General features: G+C 39.4%; 17 protein-coding genes. 8 read left to right on the top strand and 9 right to left on the bottom strand.

Going from position 1 to position 22,978, the window contains the following annotated elements; genetic code table 11:
- Positions 1-43: 43 nt before the first annotated feature.
- Positions 44-475, top strand: coding sequence for a dCMP deaminase family protein (locus DHD80_RS15005; RefSeq protein ID WP_251742277.1), 432 nt, complete (start codon positions 44-46; stop codon positions 473-475).
- Positions 472-2,064: a S41 family peptidase gene (locus DHD80_RS15000; protein WP_251742276.1), complete on the top strand. Its 1,593-nt coding sequence runs from the start codon at positions 472-474 to the stop codon at positions 2,062-2,064. The genes DHD80_RS15005 and DHD80_RS15000 overlap by 4 nt, the downstream gene beginning before the upstream one ends.
- A 520-nt stretch (positions 2,065-2,584) precedes the next feature.
- Here the strand turns inward: DHD80_RS15000 and DHD80_RS14995 are convergent.
- Complete coding sequence (locus DHD80_RS14995; protein ID WP_251742275.1) at positions 2,585-2,782, bottom strand: hypothetical protein; 198 nt, start codon at positions 2,780-2,782, stop codon at positions 2,585-2,587.
- Positions 2,779-3,360, bottom strand: coding sequence for a MarC family protein (locus tag DHD80_RS14990; protein WP_251742274.1), 582 nt, complete (start codon positions 3,358-3,360; stop codon positions 2,779-2,781). Before DHD80_RS14990 ends, DHD80_RS14995 begins: the two co-directional genes overlap by 4 nt.
- 135 nt (positions 3,361-3,495) lie before the next feature.
- On the opposite strand from DHD80_RS14990, the gene DHD80_RS14985 reads away from it, so the two are divergent.
- From DHD80_RS14985 to chrA, 5 genes are all read left to right on the top strand, one after another.
- Entirely contained in the window at positions 3,496-4,077 is a 582-nt protein-coding gene (locus tag DHD80_RS14985; protein ID WP_251742273.1) for a DUF3109 family protein, read from the top strand.
- 431 nt (positions 4,078-4,508) lie between these two features.
- Complete coding sequence (locus DHD80_RS14980; RefSeq protein WP_251742272.1) at positions 4,509-5,486, top strand: ribonucleotide-diphosphate reductase subunit beta; 978 nt, start codon at positions 4,509-4,511, stop codon at positions 5,484-5,486.
- A 153-nt stretch (positions 5,487-5,639) separates the two neighbouring features.
- Positions 5,640-8,105: a ribonucleoside-diphosphate reductase subunit alpha gene (locus DHD80_RS14975; RefSeq protein WP_251742271.1), complete on the top strand. Its 2,466-nt coding sequence runs from the start codon at positions 5,640-5,642 to the stop codon at positions 8,103-8,105.
- Between the two features lie 347 nt (positions 8,106-8,452).
- The gene (locus DHD80_RS14970) at positions 8,453-9,799 is read left to right on the top strand and encodes a deoxyguanosinetriphosphate triphosphohydrolase (RefSeq protein ID WP_251742270.1); all 1,347 of its coding nucleotides are present in this window, start codon (positions 8,453-8,455) and stop codon (positions 9,797-9,799) included.
- A 24-nt stretch (positions 9,800-9,823) separates the two neighbouring features.
- Positions 9,824-10,969, top strand: a complete 1,146-nt coding sequence (gene chrA / locus DHD80_RS14965) for a chromate efflux transporter (protein WP_251742269.1) — start codon at positions 9,824-9,826, stop codon at positions 10,967-10,969.
- A 121-nt stretch (positions 10,970-11,090) separates the two neighbouring features.
- Here chrA and DHD80_RS14960 read toward each other — a convergent pair whose 3' ends face one another.
- Both DHD80_RS14960 and DHD80_RS14955 read right to left on the bottom strand, forming a co-directional pair.
- A complete protein-coding gene (locus tag DHD80_RS14960) occupies positions 11,091-12,080 on the bottom strand; it encodes a DUF3078 domain-containing protein (protein ID WP_251742268.1) in 990 nt (329 codons plus the stop codon).
- Between the two features lie 37 nt (positions 12,081-12,117).
- Positions 12,118-13,887: a 1-deoxy-D-xylulose-5-phosphate synthase gene (locus tag DHD80_RS14955; RefSeq protein ID WP_251742267.1), complete on the bottom strand. Its 1,770-nt coding sequence runs from the start codon at positions 13,885-13,887 to the stop codon at positions 12,118-12,120.
- 88 nt (positions 13,888-13,975) lie between these two features.
- On the opposite strand from DHD80_RS14955, the gene DHD80_RS14950 reads away from it, so the two are divergent.
- A complete protein-coding gene (locus DHD80_RS14950) occupies positions 13,976-14,425 on the top strand; it encodes a nucleoside deaminase (protein WP_251742266.1) in 450 nt (149 codons plus the stop codon).
- On the opposite strand, the gene DHD80_RS14945 is transcribed toward DHD80_RS14950, so the two are convergent.
- From DHD80_RS14945 to DHD80_RS14925, 5 genes are all read right to left on the bottom strand, one after another.
- Complete coding sequence (locus DHD80_RS14945) at positions 14,422-15,222, bottom strand: glycoside hydrolase family 16 protein (RefSeq protein WP_251742265.1); 801 nt, start codon at positions 15,220-15,222, stop codon at positions 14,422-14,424. The two genes, DHD80_RS14950 and DHD80_RS14945, sit on opposite strands and share 4 nt — an antisense overlap.
- A 38-nt stretch (positions 15,223-15,260) precedes the next feature.
- Positions 15,261-17,003 (bottom strand): cellulase family glycosylhydrolase, encoded by a 1,743-nt coding sequence (locus DHD80_RS14940; protein WP_251742264.1) that lies wholly within the window; start codon positions 17,001-17,003, stop codon positions 15,261-15,263.
- 130 nt (positions 17,004-17,133) lie between these two features.
- The gene (locus DHD80_RS14935; RefSeq protein ID WP_251742263.1) at positions 17,134-18,777 is read right to left on the bottom strand and encodes a family 16 glycosylhydrolase; all 1,644 of its coding nucleotides are present in this window, start codon (positions 18,775-18,777) and stop codon (positions 17,134-17,136) included.
- Positions 18,778-18,788: 11 nt separating this feature from the next.
- Complete coding sequence (locus tag DHD80_RS14930; protein ID WP_251742262.1) at positions 18,789-21,494, bottom strand: PKD domain-containing protein; 2,706 nt, start codon at positions 21,492-21,494, stop codon at positions 18,789-18,791.
- Between the two features lie 25 nt (positions 21,495-21,519).
- A complete protein-coding gene (locus DHD80_RS14925) occupies positions 21,520-22,977 on the bottom strand; it encodes a RagB/SusD family nutrient uptake outer membrane protein (protein ID WP_251742261.1) in 1,458 nt (485 codons plus the stop codon).
- Position 22,978 lies beyond the last annotated feature (1 nt).

Below are 22,978 nucleotides of genomic sequence, written 5' to 3'. Positions count from 1 at the left end.
TAATTTGCAGAGAAAGATATAAAATAATGATTTTCCGCCATTTATGAATACAGAGAAACAGCTGAAGTTCGATAAGGCTTATTTGAGGATCGCCCGGGAATGGAGTAAATTATCTCATTGTAATAGAAAACAGGTTGGTGCGTTAATTGTAAAGGATAGAATGATTATTTCTGATGGTTACAATGGAACCCCTACAGGTTTTGAGAACTTTTGTGAAGATGAGGAAGGTTATACAAAATGGTATGTTTTACACGCTGAAGCTAACGCAATCTTAAAGGTTGCCGGTTCTACACAGTCCTGTAAAGATGCTACCTTGTACATAACGATGAGCCCTTGTAAAGAATGTAGCAAATTAATTCACCAGTCGGGAATTAAAAGACTGGTTTTTAATATAGATTATAAGGATAATTCCGGGATCGAATTTTTAGGAAAAGCCGGGGTTGAAATTGAGCAGATTAAAGATTTAGAAGATTGAAAACAAAAAGAGGCATATACACACCCATTCTTTTAAGTATTGCCTGTGCGGCAGGAATAATCCTTGGCGCCAGGTTGAATTTTGATACTTCAGATGAATTGTTTTCTGCCAACCCAAAAAAGCAAAAGTTAAACAGGCTTATTGATTATATCGATTATGAATATGTAGACGATGTAAATACCGATAGCATCGTAGATGTTACCGTCAACAGGATTCTTGAGAATCTCGATCCACATTCCGTATACATCCCCAAAGAAGAATATGCCTCGGTTACCGAGAATATGAAAGGTGATTTCGTGGGTATTGGCGTTAGTTTTTATAAAGTTGGGGATACTATTGTGGTGATTCGCGCTTTGGAAAATGGCCCAAGTGAACAAATTGGGATAAAAGGTGGCGATCGTATCATGTTTGCAAATGGGGAGCGACTGTTCGATAAAAATCTTTCTGAAGATTCCATCACCCACAAATTAAAAGGAAAAGCGAATACTCCGGTGACCTTAAAAGTTATGCGAAAAGGCTTTCAGGACCTTTTGACGTTTAAGCTGAAAAGGGGTAAAGTACCCTTAAAAAGTGTAGACGCCACTTATATGCTCACCAAAGATCTGGGATATATAAAAGTGAACCGTTTTGCTGAAAGTACCTATGAGGAATTTCGGGATGCATTGAAGTTTCTGGAAAAAAAAGGCGCGAAACAAATCGCCCTTGATCTTCGTGGTAATCCGGGAGGTTATCTTTCTGAAGCTATTAATATTGCAGATGAATTTATTAAAGATGATAAGCTTATCCTTTTTACTAAAAACAAAAGCGGCGCGATAGAAAAAACCTATGCACAAAGAAAAGGCGATTTTGAGAACGGAAAAGTATTTGTTTTAATTGATGAAAACTCAGCATCTGCTAGCGAAGTCGTGGCAGGAGCCTTACAGGATAATGATGTAGGCACCATTGTAGGGAGGCGTTCTTATGGAAAAGGTTTGGTGCAGCGTGAAATGGATCTTGGCGATGGTAGTGCCGTGAGACTAACCATAGCACGCTACTATACCCCTACGGGCAGATCTATCCAGAAATCCTACCAGGAAGGAAATGAGTCATACTTTAAAGATTATATGCGCAGGTATAAAAATGGAGAATTAAGCAGCCAGGACAGCATTCAGGTGAATGATTCCCTTCGTTATGTGACACCCGGAGGTAAGGTGGTGTATGGTGGTGGCGGGATCATCCCCGATGTTTTTGTACCTAAAAACACCAATCCCGAACGGGAGAAATTAACCCTTTTGCTTCGCGGGGGTTATATGAGCAAATTCGTGTTCGATTTGCTGGAAAAAGACCGTAAATTTTATAACACCGTCACCATAGAAAATTTCGAAGAAAAAATCGTGGTTTCAGATGATATGTTATTGGGATTTGATCGATTTCTTCGAGGATTTAATGAACGAATTAACACGACGAGTAACGAATACAAACCCCTATTACGCAATTATATCAAGGCTGAAATGATCCAGCAATTGCTTGGAAGCAATGTATTTGAACGATATTTAAATGATGATGATCGATTAATCGAGAAAATTATCCAATTGTCGAAAGAAAAATAATAGTTTCGGGATGAAGTGGACTTTTTTATTGAAAATATTAGCCTTTTAGGAGCAATATCCCCTCTAATTTTTTTTATCGTCGCAGTTACTTTCCGATTGATGGATAACAGCGCTGTGCTCTTTCTTAAAAAGGAAATTCTTGTAAACTCGTCGAATGTTTCCAGAAAATTATTAAAAGACCAGATTAGAAATAGCGAAGACCTAGAATTCAGAAAAAATTTGAAAAAAGCCCTGATCTTTAGGAACCTTCAGCAAAGCTGTATGATGATCGCCTTGTTTTCACTTCCTCTAAGTATATATTACTTCTTAAATTTCTAAATTGTGAAACCAAATTCACAATTATTCCATTTTATTTAAAATTTTTACTTGTGATGGAGAATTTATTTTTCCATCCAAAATTTATTGGCTCTATATTACTCAGCAACAAAAGGTATGCTTTTAGCAAGTACCTGATTCATTTCGGCTTTTATTTTTAAAGTGAAATTATCCGCAGTACAATCGTGATAATTAAAAGCTAAACCTAAGAGTCCTGCTTTTTAGAAATGGTTCTGGAAACCAGCAATATAGACATTAATACGATTACACAAAGACTTGCAAGAATGACTATAAGTGCATACATACTGTCTCCCTCAAGTAGATTCTGGAAATCCAGTTTACCCACACTAATTCCAATAAAAACAACAGCTAAGGCAATTATGGTATAAATAAGATACTTCATATAAAAAGGTTCTGAATATTCGCAGCGAAAAGTTTAACCGCAATGGCCAGTAAAATCACCCCGAATACTTTTCTCACTACATTAATACCCTGGCTACCAAGAAATTTTTCGATTTTCGTGGAAGATCTTAAAACCAGGTATACAAATATAATATTGATAACGATAGCGACAATAATATTTATCGTTTCATATTCCGCCTGTAAGGAGACCAAAGAAGTCATAGTTCCTGCTCCTGCGATTAAAGGAAATGCCAGGGGTACAATAGAGGCCGTTTCCGGTTGATCGTCTTTATAAAGACTAATTCCTAAAATCATTTCCAAGGCCAGGAAAAACAAAATAAAAGAACCTGCTACTGCAAACGAATTAACATCAATCCCAATTAAGTTCAATATTTCCTTTCCTAAAAATAAAAAGACAATCATAATAATGCCGGCCACTATAGAAGCTTTTTTACTTTCTATATGTCCGGTTTTCCTTTTTAAATCGATAATGATTGGAATGCTCCCAACAATATCGATTACGGCAAAAAGAATCATCCCTGCTGTGAATATTTCTCTGAAATCAATGAGTTTAAACATAATTCCTTATTTTCAAATTGCCGGCAAAAGTAGTCTGTTTTTTCAGATATATAATTCCTTAATGGTTAAAATTTAGCAAATATTAAAGGCATCCTTTTAAGTCAAAAATTCAGCTTTAAAAATTATATTTGCCCCATGTTTCAAATTGATAAAACCATCGTTTCTGAAGAGATCATCAAGAATGATTTTGTGTGTAATTTATCTGCTTGCAAAGGGGCTTGTTGTATTGATGGGGAAGCGGGTGCGCCGATAGAGCCAGGGGAAACAAAGATCATGGAAGAAATTTATGCGGAAGTGGAACCGTTTCTCCGGGAAGAAGGTAAAAAAGCGATTAAAGAACAAGGTGTTTACGTCATTACGGAAAATGGTGAAATTGAAACACCCCTGATCGACGGGGCAGATTGTGCCTATGTTGTTTTTGACACGAGGGGAACTGCGCTTTGTGGCATTGAAGAAGCCTATAATGCCGGAAAAATATCTTTTAAAAAACCTGTTTCCTGCCATTTATACCCGGTCCGGGTAGATGATTATTCCTCGTTTTCTGCGGTAAATTATCATCGCTGGCATATTTGCGATGATGCCTGTAGCCTTGGAGCTGAATTACAGGTTCCTGTTTATAAATTTGTTAAAGATGCCCTTATCCGGAAATTTGGCGAAAATTGGTATCAGGAACTTGAAAAAGTAGCCGGTAAGTTTGAAAAAGGAATTAAAAAATAAAATCATATACTTATCCGTTCAGATACCTCACATAAGTTTTTTGTCGCCTTAAGCGCAGTTGAAAAGTCAAACAAAACGCCTTTATATATTTTTCAGATTTAAAATTAACGCTTTAGCTCAAAATTTGAGTCCAAAAAATTTGATTTTGACAAAAATTTTAATTTTTATTAACCATTCCAACAGACCCCTGAAACAGCGCTTTTCACCGCTTCAGTATTTAGGATTATATATATTAAAACGCCCCAGTATTCTACATAATTAATTGATTATCATTCTTTTAAAATTGCATATTAGCAAAATGCCATGAAAGCAAATAATTGCCCGTGTTGAAAACTTTGTTGAAAAGGTTTACGCACATTTGTTTCATTATTCCTTTCTATTTTAAATCTTTGTTAAAAGCATATTAACCTTTTACCAAAAAATTATCCCCCATGTCTCAACCAGAACCAATTTTATTGGAAAACAAAGATCGCTTTGTAATTTTCCCTATCAAACACAATGATATTTGGGATTGGTACAAAAAAATGCAGGCATGCTTTTGGACGGCTGAAGAGATCGATCTTCACCAGGACATGAATGACTGGACAAATAAATTAAATGCTGATGAGCGTTATTTTTTAAAGCATATTCTCGCTTTTTTCGCGGCTTCAGATGGGATTGTAAATGAGAATTTAGCTGAAAACTTTGTGAATGAAGTACAATATTCAGAAGCTAAATTTTTCTATGGTTTTCAGATTATGATGGAAAATATCCATTCTGAAACCTATTCTTTATTGATTGACACTTATGTGAAAGATGATAAGGAGAAGAACAACCTTTTTAAAGCTATTGAAATTTTTCCGGCGATTAAGAAAAAGGCCGATTGGGCTCTAAAATGGATTGATTCTGATTCATTTGCCGAAAGATTGATAGCATTTGCTGCCGTAGAAGGAATTTTCTTTTCAGGTGCGTTTTGCTCTATCTTCTGGCTGAAGAAACGGGGATTAATGCCCGGGCTTACTTTTTCGAACGAGCTAATTTCCCGTGATGAGGGAATGCATTGTGATTTTGCGGTGCATCTTCATAATCATCACTTAGTAAATAAAGTTCCCAAGGAAAAAATTAGAGAGATCCTTGTGGATGCATTAAATATTGAACGTGAATTCGTTACCGAATCTTTACCGGTAAGCCTTATTGGAATGAACGCGAAATTGATGACCCAATATCTTGAATTTGTTACAGATAGACTATTAGTAGAACTGGAATGTGAAAAGGAATACAATGTTTCCAATCCATTCGACTTTATGGATATGATCAACCTGCAGGGTAAAACAAACTTCTTTGAGAAACGCGTAAGTGAATATCAAAAAGCAGGGGTGATGAACAAAGACAAAGAATCAGACGAAATTAGCTTTGATGCTGATTTCTAAAAGCTCACTTGCGCTGCGAACCCCAACACAGCGCTGCTGAGTTTATATTTTCACTAATATCATAATTTTCTAACACCGGTTTTAAACCGAAAGGATTCGTTATTTGCCAATTTTAACGACAATTTTTCGAGCCTTTTAAAAAAATACCAGCCTATGTATGTAGTAAAAAGAGACGGGAGAAAGGAACCTGTAATGTTCGACAAGATCACCGCCAGAGTTAAAAAACTTTGTTATGGTTTAAATGAACTTGTAGATCCTGTAAAGGTTGCAATGCGGGTTATTGAAGGATTATATGATAATGTAACTACGAGTGAACTGGACAATTTAGCAGCAGAGATTGCCGCTACAATGACTACGGCTCATCCGGATTATGCCAGGCTTGCCGCAAGAATTTCGGTTTCCAACCTTCATAAAAATACAAAAAAGTCGTTTTCTGAAGTGATGACAGATCTTTATGAATATGTGAATCCGCGGAATGATGAAAAAGCACCCCTGCTTTCAGACGAGGTTTATAAGGTCATTGCAGAAAACAAAGAATTACTGGATTCAACCATTATTTATAACCGCGATTTTAGCTACGATTATTTTGGTTTTAAAACCTTGGAAAGGTCCTATTTATTAAAACTGAACGGCCAGATCGCTGAGCGGCCCCAGCATATGTTGATGCGTGTTTCAATTGGGATTCATATCGATGATTTAGATGCTGCAATTGAAACGTATGAGTTAATGTCGAAGAAATTCTTTACACATGCAACTCCAACACTTTTTAATGCAGGAACGCCAAAACCACAAATGTCATCCTGTTTTCTTTTAACTATGAAAGATGACAGTATCGATGGTATTTATGATACGCTCAAGCAAACTGCGAAAATATCCCAGTCTGCCGGGGGAATTGGCCTTTCTATTCATAATGTTCGTGCGACCGGATCCTATATTTCCGGAACGAACGGAACTTCCAATGGGATTGTTCCTATGTTAAAAGTTTTTAATGATACTGCCCGTTATGTGGACCAGGGTGGCGGGAAACGTAAAGGCTCTTTCGCTATGTATGTAGAACCATGGCATGCTGATATTTTCGATTTTCTTGATCTTAAAAAGAACCACGGAAAAGAGGAAATGCGCGCCAGGGATCTTTTCTACGCGATGTGGATTCCAGATCTTTTTATGAAACGTGTTCAGGAAGATGGGAAGTGGACGCTGATGTGCCCTAATGAATGTCCTGGGCTATTCGATACCTATGGAGATGAATTCGAAGCACTTTATGAAAAATATGAAGCTGAAAATAAAGGACGGAAAACAATAAAAGCCCGGGAAGTCTGGGAAAAGATCATGGAGTCTCAAATTGAAACCGGAACTCCGTACATGCTTTACAAAGATGCCGCGAACAGGAAATCTAACCAGAAAAACCTGGGAACCATTCGCTCTTCCAACCTTTGTACAGAAATATTAGAATATACCAGCCCAGATGAAGTAGCGGTGTGTAACCTTGCTTCCATTGCGCTGCCCATGTTTGTGAAAGGAGATGAATTTGACCACAAAGAACTTTTTAAGATCACTAAAAGGGTGACCAAGAACCTGAATAAAGTGATCGACCGTAATTACTATCCCGTAATTGAGGCAGAAAATTCCAATATGCGTCATCGTCCCATCGGGCTTGGAGTTCAGGGCCTGGCTGATGCTTTTATTAAATTAAGACTTCCGTTTACTTCAGATGAAGCTAAAAAACTAAATCAGGAAATCTTTGAAACCCTTTATTTTGGAGCGGTTACCGCTTCTATGGAAATGGCTAAGGAAGAAGGCGCTTATTCCACCTTTAAGGGCTCGCCTATTAGCGAAGGTCAATTTCAGTATAACTTATGGGGAATTAAAGATGAAGATTTAAGCGGAAGATGGGACTGGGCAAAATTACGCAAGCAGGTGATGAAAAACGGAGTAAGAAACTCACTTCTCTTAGCTCCCATGCCCACCGCATCCACTTCTCAAATCCTGGGAAATAACGAAGCTTTTGAACCTTACACTTCAAATATCTATACCCGAAGAGTGCTTTCGGGAGAATTTATCGTGGTAAACAAACATTTACTGGAGGATCTTGTCTCCAGAGACCTGTGGACAGAAGATGTGAAAAACGCTATTATGAGGAATAATGGTTCAGTCCAGGATATCGATGTGGTTCCAGATGATCTTAAGGAATTGTACAAAACCGTTTGGGAATTGAGCATGAAAGATATTATCGATATGTCCCGTCACCGCGGATATTTTATCGACCAGTCCCAATCGCTTAACCTGTTCATGGAAAATGCGAATTACAGCAAGCTTACGTCCATGCATTTTTACGCCTGGAAAAGCGGACTCAAAACCGGAATGTATTATTTGAGAACAAAATCTGCTGTAGACGCTATCAAATTCACTTTGGAAAAAGAAGTAAAAAAAGAACCTATTGCGGTTGAAGAAATTTCCACGGCTCCGCAAAGAGCTGCGGAAAAACTTCAGGATAAGCCAAATACGGTACTTTCTCCACGCTCTGAAGAGGAAGGTTCGCTGAGCCCTGAAGAATTAAGAGCGATCATCGCACAGTCTAAAGAAGCTGAAGGAGACGACTGCCTTATGTGCGGATCTTAACCAGCTTGTTATTAACGAAGAAAAAATCCTGCAAGGTTTCGAAAACCTTGCAGGATTAATAAATTTTACTAAATGGACCGGGAACCACTATTTCCACCTAAAAAATAGACGACACCTCAAAGAGGATTTACCAGGAACAAAAACTTTTTCCGTCAAGATGTCCCTATGACTATCGGGATGTTTCAGCTTCTGAATTATTGAAATTTCAGTTATATAAGATCCTGAAATAAATTCAGGAGGACGATCGAATTACTTTTTAGGCGGGGCTTTCTTTTACGTATTTTTGGTTAACCTAAAATAATCCGGTAAGGTTTAAAAACCTTGCAGACTTTACTAAATTCAAAAAAATGAACTGGGAACAGCTGCTTTCATTAAAACGTTTTGGAGATACGCACAAAAGGCTGCGTAAAGAACAAAATGAAACCCGGCTTGGCTTTGAAGTAGACTATGATAGGATCATCTTTTCATCGGCTTTCCGCAGTTTACAGGATAAAACCCAGGTAATCCCACTTTCCAAAACCGATTTTGTACATACCCGTTTAACGCATAGCCTGGAAGTTTCAGTAGTGGGAAGGTCTTTAGGAAGACTGACCGGTCAAAAATTACTGGAAAAACATCCGCATCTCAAAGATACTTTTGGCTACCAGATGAATGATTTTGGAGCAATTGTAGCTGCAGCGGCTCTGGCGCATGATATTGGGAATCCGCCCTTCGGACATTCCGGGGAAAAAGCGATTGGTGAATATTTTAGCTACGGAAACGGGCAGCGGTTTAAAGAGCAACTTTCAGAAAAAGAATTTCAGGATCTGGCGAAATTTGAAGGAAATGCCAATGGTTTTAAAATTTTAACTGAAAACCTTCCGGGAATTCAGGGTGGCCTTCGCCTTTCCTATGCAACTCTTGGAGCCTTTACCAAATATCCTAAAGAATCACTTCCGCATAAACCTTCAAAAAAAATTGAGGATAAGAAATTCGGTTTTTTCCAAAATGAAAAAGCGGTTTTTGAAGAAGTTGCTGAGGAATTGGGGCTTGAGAAGACGAGAGAAGGTAAGGATATTGGATATTGCAGGCATCCGCTCGCATTTCTGGTAGAAGCGGCTGATGATATTTGTTACACGATTATCGATTTTGAAGACGGAATTAATCTGGGATTAATCGATGAAGATTATGCGTTGGAGTACCTCATAAAACTGGTCAAAAATAACATTAATACCTCAAAATACAATCAGCTCACCAATACGGCTGATCGTCTTGCTTATTTGCGAGCACTAGCTATAAGCACATTAATCAACGAAGCTGCAGATATTTTTCTTAAAAATGAGGAAGCAATTTTAAAAGGGGAATTTCATGAATCCCTTTTTGACAAAAGCAGTTACGAAGCCCAGATCAAAGATATTATCAAAATTAGTATTGAAAAAATCTATGAAAGTGAAGAAGTGATCAACAAAGAAATTGCGGGTTACCGAATGCTGGCTTATTTACTTGATATTTTCACTTCCGCTTTAATTCCGGAAAAAGAAAATGAGGCTTCCAATTTCAGAAAACTGATCTTAAAATCATTATCTCAATTAGATTATTTACAGGAGAAAGATTCTGTTTATGAAAAATTGATTGGCATTTGTTCTTATACCGCTTCGTTAACCGATGGTAAGACGGTGGCTTCCTTTGAAAAATATATGGGCATGCGTCTATAAATTTGCAACTTAAAATTCAAGGGAATGAATCAAAGTGACAAATTAAAAGAAGTAGCCGGGCTGTTTTTTAAATTGGGGATCATCGCTTTTGGAGGTCCTGCGGCCCATATCGCCATGATGGAGGAGGAAGTGGTCACAAAAAGAAAATGGATGTCCCGGCAACATTTTCTCGACCTGGTTGGTGCCACCAACCTTATTCCCGGACCCAATTCTACTGAAATGACCATGCATTGCGGCCATGAACGGGCCGGATGGAAAGGCCTTTTTGTGGCTGGTGCCTGCTTTATTTTTCCCGCAGTGGTACTCACCGGGATATTAGGCTGGCTCTATGTGGAATATGGAAAAGTGCCCGCCATTGAACCTTTCCTCTACGGAATTAAGCCCGCTGTGCTCGCCATTATTTTATCTGCCATCTACAAACTCGGTAAAAAGGCTTTAAAAAACTGGCAACTTGGGGTTATAGGTGTTTTGGTAATCACAGCCTCTTTTCTCGGGGTAAATGAAATTATGGCTATCCTGGGGGCCGGGGCAATAGGACTGCTTTGGTTTGGCGTACCTAAAATGCTTAAAAAGGCAGATAGTACTTTTATTTTTCCATTGGGTATTGCCGGTTCCCTTTCACTGGCCGTGCAAGGTATTTCCAACACTAAACTGTTTTTGGTTTTCCTGAAAATAGGCGCGGTATTATTTGGCAGCGGCTATGTACTGGTGGCTTATCTGGACGGGGAATTGGTAGAAAAACTCGGTTGGCTCACAAAACAGCAACTTTTGGATGCCATTGCCATTGGCCAGTTTACCCCGGGACCCGTACTTTCCACCGCTACCTTTATCGGCTTTCAGGTTAACGGATTAGGTGGGGCACTGGCGGCCACGGCCGGAATATTTTTACCCTCTTTCTTTTTTGTTTTACTGCTAAACCCCATCGTACCGAAACTTCGAAATTCTGCCCTTGCCGCTGGCTTCCTTGATGCCGTAAATATCGCTGCCGTAGGCGTTATGATAGCCGTCACCATTAAATTAGGCGAAGCCGTTTTAACCGATTGGAGGGCGTGGCTAATCGCTATTTTGAGTATTGTTATCACCTTTACTTTTAAAAAAGTGAATGTGGTCTATATCGTTTTGGGCGGGGCACTCTTGGGTTATTTGCTTAGTTTAATCGAGCTTTTCTGAGACCTGTTAGATTACTAAAAATAGCAGCCACACTTTATTTGAATCATCTACCCAGCTAACGGAAGCAAATCAAGAAACACGGGTAATTTGCCTAGCTTGCAGGTAAACTTTAAATGAAGAACTAAAATTCATAGATCACCCCAACCCCCAGCATTTGCTTTAGCTGCAGCCTGGGGCCTAAAGTTTCCAGACGACCATCTCCGTTGGTATCCTCTTTAAATTTCACATCGTCATCATAACGAATATGTGTACCTACATTGGCTTTCACAAAATCGTTTACTTTCAGGTTGACATTAAGCTGCCAGTCTACATCAATGTTTCCGAATTTATTAAGGTAATCACTATACAAACTAACCTTATTGTTCAGGTTTATATTTTCCCAGACTTCTTTGGAAAAATCGCTGGTGACCAGAACACCAATTTCGGTACGCATATTTTCACCTTCTTTGATAATGTTTCCCAGTTCATCTGTTACCGCTGGTTCCACCCCAAACATCCCTTCATTGGCCAGCCGTTGGTTGAGCACATAAGTAGATTTCATGGTAAGCGGGGAAAAATATGCCGTGAGGTCTTCCACAGGATCTGAATATTGGCCTCCAACACCCAAGAATGAATATCCTGGAGCCATAAATTGAGAGATAGCCACATCGGTATCCGGATATTTAAAGCCTTTATAAAATTGTGTATTAAAACTAAACTGACCCGAATAGTACCAGTGGGAGGTAGAATCCCTTCGGAAACCAAAAGATGAATTTATCCTGAATTCATCCTCAGTTTTTCTAATTTCCCGCCCTTCCTGCGCGTTTATTCCGAAGCGAAAACTTGCCGAATTTTTCCAGATCGTATAATCCCTTTTAAAGTTGCGTTCAAAATTTGCATAAAATAATGCTGAAATGGAATTATTCCCTCCAGAGTTCCAATTCACAAATGCGACCTCATTCAAATTTACTCCTAAGGTGTTTTTCTCTGTCCAGTAAATCATCATGGTATCAGAAACCGTAGTATCTTTTTTAATAGATGTTGTATCGCTAACGCTTACAGGATAACTAGTTTTCGCATAAGATTGAAGGCAAAATAAACAAAGAAAAAGAAGGAATATTTTGAATTTCATTAATTGGTAGATGTTTCAGGATTGCAAAAATAAAAAATCATATTAAAGATTCCAGCTTTTGCCGTATTCCTTCAACGTTAATTTGCGCGATTTCTTGTAACTGATTTATATTTCCGTGTTCAATAAACGTATTTTTTACACCTAAAATTTCAATAAGCCCTTTATACTCCTGCTTTGCAGCGAATTCTAAAATTTCACTTCCAAAACCACCTTTTTTTACCCCGTCCTCAATAGTGAATATTATTTTATACCTGGAGAAGATAGATTTTAACAAATGCTCGTCAATTGGCTTTACGAATTTCATATCATAATGCGCAATTTTATCTTTTTCTGAAATAGCTTCAATTGCTTTTTCCACATTTTGAGCCATATTTCCAAGGCTTAAAACTGCAATTTTTGAACCTTCCTTTAAACATTCACCTTTCCCAATTTCAATTTTTTTGAAAGGCAATTTCCATTCTTTTAAAACCCCGCGACCACGGGGATATCGAATTATAATGGGATGTTCAATTCCCAACTGAACGGTGTAAAGCAAATTTCGAAGTTCCACTTCATTTCTGGGAGCCGCAATATGCAAATTTGGAATACCGCGGGCATAGGCAATATCAAAAACCCCATGGTGTGTGGCGCCGTCTTCGCCCACCAGCCCCGCCCGGTCCAAACAGAAAATTACCGGTAAATCCTGTAAAGCCACGTCATGGATCAATTGATCGTATGCCCTTTGCAGAAAGGTTGAATAAATAGCACAAAAAACAACAAATCCCTGCGTCGCCATTCCGGCAGAAAGTGTCACCGCATGTTGCTCGGCAATGCCCACATCAAAAGCTCGATCGGGAAAACGTTCCATCATATATTTTAAGGAACTACCTGTAGGCATGGCCGGAGTGATCCCAATAATTTTTTCATTTTTTTCGGCAAGCTCCACTAAAGTCAAACCAAATACATCCTGATATTTTAAAGGTAAATCAACCGACTCAGATGTTACCAGTTCGCCGGTTTCCGCAACAAATTTTCCCGGAGCATGATATTTCACCTGGTCTTCTTCTGCTTTTTTCAGGCCTTTTCCCTTTTTGGTGATGACATGTAAAAATTTAGGCCCTTTGATATTTTTCATTTCTGAAAGGATTTTCAGCAAACCCTTGATATCATGGCCATCTACCGGACCAAAATATCTAAAATTAAGCGCTTCAATAATATTGCTTTTTTCAGGTTTGTAACCTACCCGGGCTCTGGTAAGATATTCCTTTAACGCTCCCACACTGGGATCTATACCAATCGCATTATCGTTAAGGATCACCAGTAAATTTGCATTCGTAACGCCCGCATGGTTAAGACCTTCAAAAGCCATTCCGCTGGCAATAGAAGCATCGCCGATGACCGCGATATGTTGTTTTTCGGTTTCCCCGTTTAAATTGGAAGCGATAGCCATTCCAAGTGCCGCAGATATTGAAGTAGAGGAATGTCCCGTTCCAAAAGCGTCATATTCACTTTCACCTCTTTTTGGGAATCCGCTAATTCCATGGAGCTGGCGATTGGTTTCAAAAACAGCTTTTCTGCCGGTGAGGATTTTATGGCCGTAAGCCTGATGTCCCACATCCCAAATTAAGAGATCTTTCGGCGTATTGAAAATATAATGCAGGGCAATGGTCAATTCCACGACTCCAAGACTGGCACCTAAATGGCCCTCCTTGGTTGCCACAATATCAATAATGAATTTCCTCAATTCAGTAGCAAGCTGAACTAATTCCTCTTCAGATAATTTCCGAAGATCTTTGGGAAAATTGATTTGATCCAGTAATCGCGACATGCAAACAAAGTTACATTATGAAATCTGAAATATGGCCAGCTACTACCTGCTGAATCTTAAAATTTATATCTTTCCGAAAAATTGTTTTATGCTTTCTCCCTTTAACGACGAATATTTCATGAAAAAAGCGCTCCAGGAGGCCGAATATGCTTTTGAAAAAGGAGAAATTCCGGTAGGCGTAGTGGTAGTGATAAAGGATAAGATCATTGCCAGAGGTTACAATCTTACCGAAACTTTAAATGATGTGACCGCGCATGCGGAAATGCAGGCCATAACCGCGGCTTCTAATTTTTTAGGCGGAAAATATCTGACTGGCTGTACCATGTATATTACCCTGGAACCCTGCCAGATGTGTGCTGGGGCACTCTACTGGAGCCAGATCTCGAAAATTGTTTTTGGCACTCCAGACCTTCAACGCGGTTATAGAAAAACAGGCGTTCAATTACATCCAAAAACTGAAGTTGTGAGTGGAATTATGGCTGCTGAAGCCTCAGAGCTCTTAAAGCGGTTTTTTATTGAAAAACGCAACCTGAATTAATTTTTCTGCCAGACTTTAATATAATCTACATAAAATTTAGCGGGTAATTCCTCATCCCGAATCACCGGCCCTCCTAATCCACCACCCACGGCCATATTTACGATAAAATAAAAATCCTTGCGGAAAGGATAATTTTCATCATCATATTTTTCCGGTATAAACTTGTACAAAGCATTTCCATCTACAAAAAATTCAATAAAATTTTTGGTCCAGTTTACCTTAAAGATATGATAGCCTTCCTCAATTCCTTCAATTTTAGTCTTTTTGGTGTTTACTACTTTATCTCCATGACTGGCGGGGGTATGTAAGGTTGTAAAAACAATGCCGGGTTCTCTGCCTATATATTCCAGGATATCAATCTCCCCGCTCTTTGGCCAGCCTATCTCATCGATATCTCCACCAAGCATCCATAGCGCAGGCCATAAACCTTCAGTTGTAGCCAGTTTTGCGCGGATTTCAATTTCACCATAGGTGAATTCCATTTTGTCTTCTGTGGTGATCTTGGAAGAATAATAGGTGCTGTCTTTTTTCTCCACAGTGATCACCAGATTGCCATTTTTTACTTCAGCGTTGTTGCGATCATATATCTGTAATTCATTATTTCCCCAGCCACAAAGTTCCGGGCAACCGTTTCCCTCCTCATAATTCCAAACCTCCATATTCAGGGTATCACCTTCAAAATTCTCTTCAAAGATCAATTTCCTGCCGCAGGAGGATACTATTCCCAGGCTTAGTATGAAGAGTCCAATTTTGCCTGTTTTCTTTTGCAATAGGTTGAATATTTTGAAATTTTTCATTCTTTGGTTTTGGAAATCCTATAATTTAGAAATCTTGTTTATAATTTTATGAATCTTATTTTGTCGAATTTGAAATCGCCGGAGAGCATTTCAAATTTAAGCGTATTCGTACCTTCTTTCAGATTTACTGTATCAGATGGAATCCATTTCCATTCGCCATTTGTATTTTTAATGGGCAAAATTTCAAAAGTTTTCGCATTATTTTCAATTTTGACCGAAATATCCTCTTCAGAAGAAATTTTCAATTCTACTCGGTACGTTCCTCCTTCAGGAAGGAAATAGGTGTAGTGTAAAAATTCACCATTTTCGGTATCTGAAACATAAATCGCTTCGGAATTTTCAAAAATATCCACTCCGTCATTGCGATAAGCACCACCGCTGTTTCCGGTTTCACTTTTCCCACCGTTGGCAACCCAGTAATTGGCTGAAGTCTTGTCTTTATAAGCATTCCCATCATTGCCCAGGTCATAATTTTCAGCTTCAATGGAATTATTGGAAATTGGTTTGAAGGGTTTGGTTTTAGAAGATCGAGGCTGCCGGATCATGGCATCAATTACATCATAATGGATAAGGGAATTTTCAATTTTAGTATTTTCAGCTAATTGCATGATGGCAGCATAAGCCTCTTCTTTGGAAGGTTTTTCTGCTTCACCTTTCCAATAATCCAACAAATTTTGATACCCTTCATCTATTTTAATTTCGATTGGATTATTAGAACCCAACTTTTTTAACGGCCACCAACACCAGCCAACATTGTTCTTTTCCATTAATCCAATAGCATCAGCAAACCAGGCATTGGAATTTTCACCAGATTCCCCCATCCAAACAGGGGCATTTTGCCCATCACGAAAATCTAAAAACTGCTGGATGGATTCCGTGTTGTTATAATTCCAGTACTTATGGAAACTGATCACCATATTATCATCCCAAAGCGGGAAAATGCCATTATAATTATTTCCCCAGCCATTGCCTTCGATCACGATCATGTGATTTTGATCTATTTCGCGAATGGCTTTGGTAATTTTAACCATCAACTTTCTTAAAGGCTCGTTTAAAGTATCGGCTATCCCATTTTTTTCCACACCATTTTCCCGACCTTCAAAACTCCAGTTAGGTTCGTTAATAAGATCATAGGCACCAATGGTTTTTTCATCTTTATATCTCAATGCCAGTTCTTTCCATAAGGCAACCAGTTTTTGCTGATTTTCGTCAATATCCCATAAGGAAGGTTTGGAAGGATCCCTATCGGAAATATTTACGTCCTGACCCTGCCCTCCAGGCGCGGCATGCATATCCAGAATAAGGTACATCTCATTGGCCTTGCACCAGCTAACCAAAGAATCGGTTAATCGGAAACCTTCTTCCAGCCAGGTATTTTTATTTTTTTCAGGTTCTGCATCAACCGGTAAAGTATAGAGGTTAAAATGCATAGGAAGCCTCACGGAATTAAAACCCCACTTTTTCATGGAATCGATATCTTTTTTCTGAATAAAATTCTGTCGCCAGGTTTTGTAGAATTCTTCCGTTTTCTCTTCGCCAATCAGTTTTTGAATACTGTCCTTAAATACGTACTGCTGTCCTGAAAATGGCACTTTCAGCATATAGCCTTCCTGGAGCATATATCCGCCAAGGCCAATCCCTCTTAGAACTATATTTTCACCGTTAGCATCAACAATTTTTTTGTCTTTTGTATGCAAAAAACCTGTATTATTCTCCTGGGAGAATCCTGAGAAGTTGAAGAACAAAAACAGTAAAATTAAAATACCAGAAAATTTTTTCATATAATATTTTCGTTAACTACTTAAAAAATGAGGAAGTAAGCTTAAAGGTAAAATATTTAAATCTCACTTTGAATTAAAAAATCACCCCAAAACCTGGACTTTGGGATGATTTGGCATGTATCAAACTATATTAATTATAAACCCTTACATAATCAATTTCCATAGAAGACTGCGTAAAAGCCGGATCTATAGCGCCACCAAGTGCCCCACCCATTGCAACATTCATAATTAAGAAGAAATCTTTGTTAAACGGTTTATCTTCATCATTATCAAAACTAAAATTTACTTCCCCATCAACCAGGAAAGTAATAGTTTCCGGCGTCCATTCAACTTCAAAAACATGAAATTCTGATGTCGCGTTTTCTATACTTACTCCTTCAAAAATGGCATTCCCACCAGAATTTCCAGGAAAATGCAAAGCCGATTGAACGCGGTTTGGCTCATTGCCCACAAACTCCATGATATCGATCTCCCCAGTTGTAGGCCATCCCACCACATCAAAGTTAGCGCCCAAAGCCCAGAGTGCTGGCCAGGTCCCGCCGCCACCGGCAAGTTTTGCTTTTATCTCCACCCTCCCAAAGGTAAATTCAAATTTATCCATCGTATTGATTCGTCCGGAAGAGTATCCAAAACCGTTGGTTTCTTCTTTAATCGCCGTGATGATAAGGTTGCCATTTTCAACCTTGACATTTTTCTCCTCATTGGTATAATACTGGACTTCACCATTACCCCATCCGTTTGTTCCATTTCCCGTTTCGTAGTTCCACACCGAAGTATCTAATGCATCTCCCTCAAATTCATCAGAAAAGAAAAGATCTGTATATTGAGATTCAAAATCTGCTTCGCCACCTCCGCCGCCACCAGCTTGTTGTTGCTCGTATGGTGTTGTGGTAAACTTTAAATACCAGGCTAAATCTGGATTATTGCCCATAATGGCACGCACATAAAGGCTGTTATCATCCACATCCAGTACTTCATAAGAACTTGCACCAATATAATAACTCATAAAGCCATCCTCGGAAAATTCCAAAACTGTTCCCGTAGAACTTTCAATACCTGAAGTAGCCGGGGCGAGAGTTACATTTTTTGGTGCTCCCGTATCAAAAGCGATACACTGATCGCCACTACCCGTGGGCCCTCCAAATTGGCCGACAAAATCAGCATTAAAGAAAGTCGCGCCGTTATTGTTCTGGTTATAGGTGAAGTTCTCTTCACCGGTTGTGCTAAATGTCAGCACATCGGTATAAAAACAGTCACTGGCTTCAGCCCCGTCTTTTTCAAAAGGTGCTGCCTGATAATAAATGGGACTGTTAAAACCGTCTCCTGAAGAAGGCCCTACTCCCAGGTGTCCCGGCTGAAATGCAGCGACATACCACATTTTCGTATCGCCTCCGGTAAGTAATTGTTTTGTTGTAGGATCTGAAAAATCACTTTCTACAGATACTTCAATCGTTTTGGAGCTACTAATCCCACCTTTACCGTAGGCAACCACAATTACCTGATAGGTATTTAAGCCATTCCGGTTAAAGCGTTTGGTATAAGTGCCGTCTAAGGAAGTGCCGGTAGTGCCGTCGCCAAAATTAAACTGATAGGTTATGGCATTATCTGCGGAAACGTTAAAAATCACAATCCCCGAACCATCGTCGCTTATATCTGTATTCACCTGGATATTAGAAGGCACCATCATGGTTTCAAGGCCAAGATCATCCTCCTGGCAACTTGTGACCAGCAGTGCGACTGCCAAAAAGCTTAAAATTAATTTTAGATATTTCATTTTTTTATTTTCTAGTTTTGCTCAATATCATCAATATAGAAAGTGCCCGCAGTAAATCCGGCAAAATCAAGGAATATAGATATTTCATCATACTGCCCGGTTGGTACAAAGGCCGCTCCTCCCGGATCATCATTGCTTATGTAGCTCGTTCTTGCATTGGTGCCGAAATTGAAAGTTAATTCTTCCCATCCTGAACCGGTATGGCTTACCTCTACTTCATTAGACCTTTCACCATTAACACCGGTTTCCAGTTTGAATAAAACCTGATAGGCAACATCGGAATAAACCTTCATAGTAATGACCTTGTTAGACCCTGAAAAATCGATGGCTTCATCAAGTATAAAAGTCAAGGCTTCGTATTGTCCTCCCTGGTTGGTAACCTGTCCAACTTTAGTATCTGTAGCATTGATCCCCGTTTGTTTAGGGTTGGTAACAACTTCAAAAGGAACACTGTTGGTACCGGTTGTATAATCATCCCCTCCGTCAAAATCTATAGGTAGTCCAAAAGTTCCTCCTGTACTTCCACCGCCATTACCCCCGGTAGATTGGGCGTTTAAAGTAACATTATCGAAATACACTACGTTCTCCTGTGATCTATCCTGAAAATCAGGGAAAATAACCAGGTTGGTAATATCTGTATTATTAGGATTTCCAATCACGCCTGAAAAGTCAAAAGTAAGTTCTTCCCACTCATTCGTTTTGGTATTGGCCACCTTAATCTCCCCGGTAGAACCACCCGCCGCATTGGCAAATTTTACTCCCACATCACTGATCACCGACTTCCACACCATAATTTTAACGGTGCTATTGGATGCACTGAGCGTAAATGGATTTTCAAGCACAGTTTCAGTTCCTGCGTATGGTTCACCCCCTACTCTGGCAGTGAATTTAGCTACGTTCATAGAGGTATTAATTCCACTGGCATCAGGATTATTGACAATTTCTAATTCAGGATTATCAACATTTTCAAAAACTGCCCAATTTCCTGCCGCACCACCATTTATGGCAGCTTCAAAATCTACAGGAAAACTGGTTTTAGCCGTTCCGGCATTGTTGCCACCATCTCCATCTGCAGATTGGGCAATATCATCGATATAATATACTGAACCATCTCCCGATGGTTGAACTTCAGCATCAAATTCAGGGAAGATCACGAATTTATCATAAGCCACACTGGCATCGATTATTTCAGAAAAATCATAGGTAAGGGTTACCCAGGTGTTCGCCTCGCTTAACGTTTTATCTATAAATTTGGTGGCAGCGCCGCCGTCACCTTCTTTCTCCAACTGCATCCTCACATTGATGCCCGCTTTAGGCGACCAAATTTTGAAAGAGAAGGTGCGACCTTTGCTAAGATCAATGTCCTGAGGGAAAATATGGAATATACCGGAATACCACACAGCTCCCTGACCTTTTGTAAATTCATATACAGTTGCGGAATTATTTCCGGTCATATCCGGATTTGCCACCGGAATCCCGGTTACCACATCACCTTCAAATACGCCTGAAAGGGTCTTGCCATTTTCAAAACTAATGGGAAAGCTTTCTGCAATTTCGGGATCTCCTCCACCATCAGTATCTCCTTCTCTCATAAGGTCATCTACATAATAGGTTCCAGAAGCGCTTCCGGCAAGGTCAAAAAATAAAGAAACGGCAGCATACTGGCCAACCGGAACAAATGCTGCTCCACCCGTATCATCATTATTTACATAACTGGTAGTTGCATCTGTATCGAAATTATAGGTTAAGGTTTCCCATCCTGTTCCACCATGTTCGGCTTTCACTTCATTAGATCTTTCACCGTTTATCCCTGTTTCTAATTTTAAAAGTGTAGTGAATGCTTCTTCTGAATACACCTTTAAACTAAATGTTTTACTTCCTGCTGAAAAATCAATCGCTTCATCAAGGTTGAAGGTTAGTCCTTCATAAGCAGCACCTGTCTTAGTTAGTGCTCCAACCATAGATTCTATATCGTTAGATCCGGATAATTTAGGATTTGTCACAATTTCGAAGGCGGTATTTTCAGCTCCAAAAGCAACAACCTTATATCCAACCGCAGGATCGTCAAAAGTTACCGGTAATTTCATTGGATCACTGGCCTCAGGAACCACTACTTCAACACTAGTTTCCGCAGTTGCCACACCAGCACCACGCGCTACTACCCTTAGGGTGTAAGTTCCCGGAGCAGTGTAGGTATAGCTGATAGTCTCATCTGGCATTAGTTGTGTTGGTTCTTCATCTTCAGAATCACCAAAATAAACGTCGTACATCGTGGCATTATCTGCAGAAGCACTAACACTAACCATCGCAGGATTTGAAGCAGACTGATCTACATTTACTACTAAATTTTCTGGAGCTTTAAAGGCGATCATCAATCTTTGGTTGAATTCGCTGGTAAGCCCGGTTGAACCAACCGCAACAACCCTTACCAGATACTCTCCTTCTCCGTACGTATATGAAATGGTTTCACCATTGGCAACTTCTACCGGAGTTTCGTTTTCTGCATCTCCAAAATAAACCTGGAAAATTTGCGCTCCTTCACCACTTGGCGTAATAGTAACCGTTCCTGAATCGTCCTGAGCAATATCAAATGCTGCAGTTACATTTGTTGGAGCTGAAATATCATCAAATGCGTAATTCGTGATCTCCTCATCTTCGCAGGCGGTAAAGCCAAGCGTGGAAATGAATAAAACTGTTAGTAATCGAAATATTTTCATCTTATTAATGGTGTTTAATTTTTATTTAGTATCCTGGATTTTGTTCCCAATTATTTCCTGCCAGTTCAATTTCTATTTGTGGAATGGGAAAAAGTTCATGTTTGCCGGCCTGGAAACCATCGATCTCTGTGGCGGCCCTGCCAGTGCGAACCAGATCAAAAAATCTATGTCCTTCACCTACCAGTTCCACACGTCTTTCATCATAAATAGCATCTAAAAGATCGGCTCCATTTTCAGTAACAGGATCTAATCCTGCACGGTCACGAACCCTGTTCAAATAAGTTTTAGCCTTATCTGGATTAGAACTGGCCTTTAAATAGTTCGCTTCCGCCGCCATTAATAAGACATCAGCAAACCGAATTGCCCGATAATTATTAGGATTGGTAAGATTTTGATCCCCTGTATTGAGATCGCCTTTCCTGGCGATATATTTTCTATTATAATAACCGGTGTGTTCATAACCTTCAACATACGTTGCCCCATTGGCGGCAGCAAAAGCTTCAATATCAAGAATGGCCACATCTTTACGAATATCTCCAGACTCAAAGGCATCAACAACTTCCTGTGTGGGAAGATTAAAACTAAAACCTGAATCGAAAATAGGGCCGTTAAAATTTCTTATCCCGTTAAAACCAACGGCAACATTCCCTTCAGAACATTGTAGACAACCAAATCCCGCTCCTTCTTTATCGGTATACTGAATTTCAAAAACTGAACCTGGTCCGTTTTCACCTTCCTGTTCGAAAATGCTTGCATAATCTGCAACCAGCGAATAAGGCCCATTAACCACTTTTTCAAGGGCAATTGCTGCGTCATCATATTGCTTTTGATATAAATAGGCTTTTCCCAGCAGGGCATTGGCCGCACCGGAAGTAATTCTTCCCCCCTGAGCCTGAGTTGCCGGAAGGTTTTCCGCAGCAAAAATAAGATCTGCTTCTATCTGGTCATAAACTTCTGCTTGTGGAGTACGATCTACGGTAAACTGATCACCAAATTCCAATGGTCGATCTACCACTAAAGGCACATCCCCGAAGAATTTTACCAGTTCAAAGTAATAATAAGCCCTTAAAAACCTGGCCTGGGCGATTACAGCTTCCTTTCCGGCAAAATCGGTTTTATCCTGGTACTGCATAATATAATTTGCACGGTTTACCCCCGCAAACATCCAGTTCCAGATATCCCGCAATTGTTGATTTACCGGGGTATGCTGCATATCATCAATTTGCTGCAAGCCTATTACATCATTGGCGCTTTCACCACCGGCCACAGTATTGTCTGACGCTATTTCGCCAATCATCACATTTAAATAAGTTGCCTGCAGCAAATCATAAGCTCCAATCAACGCCTGTTGGTAATCTTCTTCAGAATTAAAATAATTATCTGAACTTTCATTTTCTGAAACTACATTTACAAAATCATCACTACAGGAAATAGCCACAAAAGCAATTAAACTGAAGATTATTCGATTCTTGATTGTTTTCATT

This window comes from Gramella sp. AN32 (assembly GCF_023718305.1).
In the GTDB taxonomy this organism is placed as follows: domain Bacteria; phylum Bacteroidota; class Bacteroidia; order Flavobacteriales; family Flavobacteriaceae; genus Christiangramia; species Christiangramia antarctica.
The sequence above is the reverse complement of the archived record's forward strand: the minus strand, read 5'-3'. Positions and strand labels throughout refer to the sequence as shown.

Bases quoted from the DNA above. Each gene is read 5' to 3' on its own strand.
- DHD80_RS14990 (WP_251742274.1), bottom strand. From the start codon at position 3,360: ATGTTTAAACTCATTGATTTCAGAGAAATATTCACAGCAGGGATGATT.
- chrA (WP_251742269.1), top strand. From the start codon at position 9,824: ATGAATCAAAGTGACAAATTAAAAGAAGTAGCCGGGCTGTTTTTTAAA.
- DHD80_RS14925 (WP_251742261.1), bottom strand. From the start codon at position 22,977: ATGAAAACAATCAAGAATCGAATAATCTTCAGTTTAATTGCTTTTGTG.
- DHD80_RS14985 (WP_251742273.1), top strand. From the start codon at position 3,496: ATGTTTCAAATTGATAAAACCATCGTTTCTGAAGAGATCATCAAGAAT.
- DHD80_RS14945 (WP_251742265.1), bottom strand. From the start codon at position 15,222: ATGAAAAATTTCAAAATATTCAACCTATTGCAAAAGAAAACAGGCAAA.
- DHD80_RS14960 (WP_251742268.1), bottom strand. From the start codon at position 12,080: ATGAAATTCAAAATATTCCTTCTTTTTCTTTGTTTATTTTGCCTTCAA.
- DHD80_RS14955 (WP_251742267.1), bottom strand. From the start codon at position 13,887: ATGTCGCGATTACTGGATCAAATCAATTTTCCCAAAGATCTTCGGAAA.
- DHD80_RS14970 (WP_251742270.1), top strand. From the start codon at position 8,453: ATGAACTGGGAACAGCTGCTTTCATTAAAACGTTTTGGAGATACGCAC.
- DHD80_RS14995 (WP_251742275.1), bottom strand. From the start codon at position 2,782: ATGAAGTATCTTATTTATACCATAATTGCCTTAGCTGTTGTTTTTATT.
- DHD80_RS14950 (WP_251742266.1), top strand. From the start codon at position 13,976: ATGCTTTCTCCCTTTAACGACGAATATTTCATGAAAAAAGCGCTCCAG.
- DHD80_RS14975 (WP_251742271.1), top strand. From the start codon at position 5,640: ATGTATGTAGTAAAAAGAGACGGGAGAAAGGAACCTGTAATGTTCGAC.
- DHD80_RS14930 (WP_251742262.1), bottom strand. From the start codon at position 21,494: ATGAAAATATTTCGATTACTAACAGTTTTATTCATTTCCACGCTTGGC.
- DHD80_RS15005 (WP_251742277.1), top strand. From the start codon at position 44: ATGAATACAGAGAAACAGCTGAAGTTCGATAAGGCTTATTTGAGGATC.
- DHD80_RS14980 (WP_251742272.1), top strand. From the start codon at position 4,509: ATGTCTCAACCAGAACCAATTTTATTGGAAAACAAAGATCGCTTTGTA.
- DHD80_RS14935 (WP_251742263.1), bottom strand. From the start codon at position 18,777: ATGAAATATCTAAAATTAATTTTAAGCTTTTTGGCAGTCGCACTGCTG.
- DHD80_RS14940 (WP_251742264.1), bottom strand. From the start codon at position 17,003: ATGAAAAAATTTTCTGGTATTTTAATTTTACTGTTTTTGTTCTTCAAC.